Below are 5604 nucleotides of genomic sequence, written 5' to 3' on the forward strand. Positions count from 1 at the left end.
GTTGTTGGCATAGCTTGTGCTTTATAAGATCCATATCCGACCTAATTATTGATATACATATAGCAAAAGGATTTTTATCATGACCAAACAGAAGTTGATTTGTAGTGTAGCGTTAACCAGCATGTTATTTACTGCTGGGGCGCTGACTCCCGCCATGGCAAAAATGTCAATTAATGATGAAAAGTGCAATGTGACATTAAACTATGACGTTACCGTTGAACCTAAAAAATTGCAGATTAGTGATAATGGATCCGAGAAATACCGCGTCGAACTCGAGCAACTGTATGTAGACGGTAAAAAAGTCTCTTTAGACGCTAAACAACAACAATTACTCACTCAATATTCTGATGAGCTATCCCGTCAAGTACCTGATGTAATTGATTTAGTGGGTGATGTCGTTTCAATGGCATCTCAAGCGGTTAATATGGCGTTAACCCCAATATTTGGTGATGCTACAGGTAGCCAAATTGATAAGCTAATGACAGGGATTCAAACGCGTATTGACACTATGGCTTACCAACAAGGCGATAAGTTTTATTTAGGATCAACAGAGTCTTCAATTGAACATGCATTTAATGAAGAGTTTGAGCAAGAGATAGAACAAATGGTCACCAATTCAATGGGATCATTAATGATGACTTTAGGTAGCCAGATCATGTCTTCTGAAGGTGGTTCATTTGAAGAGAAAATGAATGCGTTTTCACAAAAAATGGATAATGTCGGTAAAGACATCGAGCAACAACTGGAGTCGCAATCCCAAGGACTTGAACAACGGGCTGATAAAATCTGTGATAATTTTGAAGGATTATTAGTGTTAGAAAGCCAAGTGCGCAAAGCCATTCCAGAACTTGCACCCTATACATTAGCTAAACTAGGCGAGCTAAAAGAGTAAATTTATTTTGTTCAACCTGTCTTCCCGGACACCTGACTTTCCCCTGTGCTCTTTTTAAAGACACAGGGGCTTTTTTTTTGTGCCAATTATAGCTGCATTACCGCTATAGCTAGTGTTGCTTTGTTCTGATAAAAAAATTGTCAATTATAAATATAGAGCCATAGAAGCTTTTTTTGTTATACTCACGGCAATTGTTACAAAATTACACTCTACTTTAGATGTGGTTATATTTCAGAACCTTCATTTGTTTGTGTTGATTGGCGATATTAGTTTGTTTTAGTGCTCATTTGACTGCAACAATCATAATATTTGCATGTTGATATTAACGCCTAGCAAGGTTTAGTTACCAGCAATGGCCAATAGATATCTGAAATTTTTATTAATGTCGTAACCAGCTTAAGGCGACTTTCATGTTAGAACTGTTAGAACCTATCGCAATTTTTACTCATGTTGCACGTGCAGGAAGTTTTAGTGCTGCAGCCAGACGTCTTGGCATTTCTAAATCTAAAGTAAGTACTCAAGTTGCAGATCTTGAACATAAACTTGGTGTGCAACTTATTCAGCGTACAACTCGCAGTTTAAGCCTTACTGAAGCCGGCAATTTATTGTATCTACAAGGCGAAGAACTTCTTCGTGATGCAGAGCAGGCTGTTTCAAGTGTTCACAACTTAAATGATGCTACTCGTGGTGTGTTAAAAGTGGGGATTTCGCAATCATTTGGCACCATGCATATAATTCCAGCGTTACCGGCATTTATGGCCAGACATCCAGAGCTTGAACTGCAAGTTAGCTTACTTGATCATAAAGTCGATGTTGTCAGTGAAGGCTTAGATCTATTGTTAACCATGTCTGAGCAATTACCGCTGGGTATGGTGGCAAGACCGTTAATGAAATGCCAGTTCCTGTTAGTCGCATCTCCTGGGTATATTGCTCAGCATGGCAACATTAGCCGACCTGAACAATTGGTTGATCACAATTGTTTGGTGTATCAAGGTGAGTGGCATGAGCACAGTATGTGGCAATTTAAAAAGGGCGAAGACTATTGCGAAATTGGCGTATCTGGTAATTTCCGTGTCGATAATGCACCTGCATTGAAATCAGCCGCAGTGAGTGGTTTAGGCATTGTTTATTTAGCCAGTTACTTAATGGAAGATGAAATTGCTCAAGGGACATTAGTGCCTATGTTACCTGACTGGCAATTGACTCATAATCTGCCATTGCAAGCAGTGTATCCTCGTCGTAAGCATTTAGCTCCGAAGGTTAGTGCCTTCATTGATTTCATTAAAACACACATTAGTAGCCCACCTTATTGGGATGCTAAGTTCGACCATTTGTATAAACTTCGTAAGTAAAAGTGGAAACATTGTTCATGTTTTAAAACAAAGCCGCAACTTACCTTGCGGATTTCTTTTAAGTTTTTGATTTTAAATTGCTTAAGGAGTTGATTGATTAGTTTATTAGTAAGTTGCTAATCAAGAGGTTAGCGATTTACATTTGTTAACTAGTTGAACTCTGTTCTGATATCAATACAATGGGTGTTAGTTGATTCGAAGTGATTTGAACCCTGCGTTTTTCTGAGAAATGACCCCTTTTCAGTTAGGCGTACAAATCGGCAAGGTAGCAAATTTTGAATCAGTGTTGGCAATGGTTTTCGAACTAAAATAATGCCAACCTTAAAACCATCATCCTAGTTTACTTGGTTACCCCAGACTTTGTTCTGGGGTTATTTTTTTGTGAAATTTGATAAAAAAACGGCAACCTCAGGTTGCCGTTTTATGTTAGTTCGAGTGGATCTGTTATTGAAAATTACCGTGATTGAACCTGTTTAATCCACTTGTTTACTTGCTCTTCAAGTATGTCTAATGGCAATGGACCATTTTTAAGAATTACAGTATGAAATTCGCGAATATCAAACTTAGCTCCTAGTGCCTTTTTAGCCTGCTCACGTAGTTGTAGTATTTTAATCATTCCCACTTTATACGCTGTCGCTTGTGATGGCATAACAATATGGCGTTCAACCATTTTTATCGCATCAGACTCAGCGTTTGGAGTATTCTCAACGTAGTAGGCAATAGCTTGTTCACGAGTCCACTTTTTAGCGTGTATCCCAGTATCAACCACTAAACGGCATGCACGCCATAGCTCCATCGATAAACGGCCAAAATCAGAGTATGGGTCGGCATATAAGCCCATTTCCTTAGGGAAGTATTCTGAGTAAAGTCCCCAGCCTTCAATATAAGCAGTGTAACTACCAAATTTACGGAATTTTGGAATACCTTGCAGTTCTTGTGCAATAGCAATTTGCATGTGATGACCAGGGATCCCTTCATGATAAGCAAGCGCTTCCATCTGATACTTTGGCATCGCTTTCATTTTGTATAAATTAGCGTAATAGGTGCCAGGGCGAGATCCATCCGGTGCTGGTTGATCGTAAAATGCTTTACCTGCTGATTTCTCTCTAAACGCCTCTACTTTTTGTACCACTAATTCTGCTTTAGGCTTAATGGTAAATACTTCATCTAACCGAGACTCCATGGTATCGATAAGAGACTTTGCTTGAGTGATATAGGCCGCTTTACCTTCATTTGTGTCAGGATAATAAAATTGTTTATCATCGCGCATGAACACGAAAAATTCTTGTAAGTTGCCAGCAAAATGTACCTTTTTCATAATGACTCGCATTTCATCATGAATACGCTTTACTTCAGATAAACCAAGATCGTGGATAGTATCTGCTGTCATGTCTGTTGTAGTAGTCCGGGCAAGGGCATTATTGTAAAACGCCTCTCCGTCAGGCAGTTTCCACACACCATCTTGAGTATCCGCACGAGCTTCTAGTGACATGGTATAGCTGATTAACTGCTCATAGGCAGGTTTTACCTTAGTCAGTAGAGCTTGTTTAACTTCAGCGAGTAAGGCTTTTTTATTGTCATCAGTTATATCGAGTTTATTTATTTTACGTGTCGCATCAGCCCATAACGCGCTGTCTTTTCCAGTATCTGCAAATGGGGCGCCAGTGATAATGTTTTTACTATCAGAAATCACATATGGGAAAACAAATTTTGGCGCAATGATATGCTTTTTAGCGCGGATTTCTAATGAGGTTTCTAATTGTGCTAGTAGTGTTGGTATGGCGTTCAAACGACTAATATAGGCTTTTGCATCACTTTCATCAGTTATTTGATGTTGATTAATCAGAAATGAAGCCACGACAGAATGGACACCATACATTTGGTTAATCGGATAGCTGTGATAACGCCATTTATCGTCGCTAATAGTGTGTTCTAAGCCAGCTTTCAACAGTTCATAACTGAGTGCTGCTTGTTCATTTAGTTTGTTGGCATCAAGACGCGTTAGCCTTGTGAGTTGCTGTTTACTGCGGGCTAAATCTGCATCTGCAGCGGCATCAGACAAGTCATTCCACTTGTCGTAATCTTGTTTGATGCCAAGGTAAGTTTGGTTAATCGGATTTGCCATTACATTTTCCATGAAAATGGCTTCGAACAATGCGTTGGCTTTTTCGGATTCGGTTTGTTGGCTTGATGTCGCTGTACTTTCTTGTTGGCTCAATTGCGGTATGTTGTGCAAATTCGCAATGGCTGATGCGCTTAATAAGCTCGATAACGCGACAGCAACGAGAGTTGTTTTTGTTTTAATAGACATTGATATCATCCCAAAGTACCTAAGTTATAGCTGCATATCCTAATCAAGCTTTGGCTAAAAGTGTGAATAGAAATGTTAGAAAGTGTGTATTTAAGGTAAGTGGAATGTAGTGATAGAAGCGTTTTTGATTGTTGACTCGCAGTTGTAAGGTTGAAAAGTAAACTGCGAGTCATATTGTTTTAGTAAAATCGACTGATTAAGTTAGATAAATTGAGACAGCAAATCATTTACAAACATGTGGCCTTTGGGCGTCAATTGCCAATGTGTTGTTGTTTCCGTCAATAATCCCCGTTCAATTGATTTTTGCATCCCCACTTTTACCACCTCTGCTGATTGGCCTGTACGCTGCTCAAATTCAGTTTTAGGGATCGGAGTCATCAATCTTAGACGATTCATTAAGTATTCTAGAGGGCGGTCTTCTTCAACGACATCTGTCGTTTCAAAGGTATATTTTTCTGCGGCCAAGTACCCTTTAGGGTGCTTTATTTTTACGGTACGCACAATCCGATTTGAGTCGGGCAGGGTGATTTTACCGTGGGCCCCGCAACCGATGCCAAGGTAATCGCCAAATTGCCAATAGTTAAGATTATGGCGACATTGGTATCCAGGTTTTGCATAGGCGGATATTTCGTATTGCTCATAACCTAATGCCGCTAAGCGTTGCTGACCTTGCTCGTAAATTTGCCACAGGTTCTCATCATCTGGTAATTGTGGCGGTTTTGAATGAAACAAAGTGTTGGGTTCAATGGTGAGTTGATACCAAGAAAGATGCGGTGGGGCTAAAGCTGTTGCTGTGTCGATATCATGCATGGCTTCGTCAAAGCTTTGGTTAGGCAAACCATGCATTAAATCGAGGTTAAAACTTAAATAATCAGCTTGCTTGGCTTTTTCAGCCGCCACTTTGGCTTCATCCTCATTATGGATGCGCCCCAACAAATTAAGTTTTTCTTTTGAGAAACTTTGCACCCCAATAGATAAGCGCGTGACACCCGCCGCACGGTAAGCACTAAAGTCATCGTGCTCTAATGTACCGGGGTTGGCTTCCATGG

The 5604-nt window shown here is 39.9% G+C and carries 4 protein-coding genes; 2 read left to right on the forward strand and 2 right to left on the reverse strand.

What is annotated here, in order from left to right; translation table 11 throughout:
• Positions 1 to 79 precede the first annotated feature (79 nt).
• Positions 80 to 892, forward strand: a complete 813-nt coding sequence (locus tag H5202_RS17285; RefSeq protein WP_182773171.1) for a YggN family protein — start codon at positions 80 to 82, stop codon at positions 890 to 892.
• Positions 893 to 1302: 410 nt separating this feature from the next.
• Positions 1303 to 2244: a LysR family transcriptional regulator gene (locus H5202_RS17290; RefSeq protein WP_182773172.1), complete on the forward strand. Its 942-nt coding sequence runs from the start codon at positions 1303 to 1305 to the stop codon at positions 2242 to 2244.
• A 454-nt stretch (positions 2245 to 2698) separates the two neighbouring features.
• Here the strand turns inward: H5202_RS17290 and H5202_RS17295 are convergent, their stop codons facing one another.
• Positions 2699 to 4555, reverse strand: coding sequence for a DUF885 domain-containing protein (locus tag H5202_RS17295; protein ID WP_182773173.1), 1857 nt, complete (start codon positions 4553 to 4555; stop codon positions 2699 to 2701).
• Positions 4556 to 4756: 201 nt separating this feature from the next.
• On the reverse strand, positions 4757 to 5604 hold an 848-nt coding region (gene hemW, locus H5202_RS17300), incomplete at its 5' end, for a radical SAM family heme chaperone HemW (RefSeq protein ID WP_182773174.1).

Origin of the sequence: Shewanella sp. SG41-4 (assembly GCF_014164505.1) — a bacterium.
GTDB lineage: Bacteria > Pseudomonadota > Gammaproteobacteria > Enterobacterales > Shewanellaceae > Shewanella.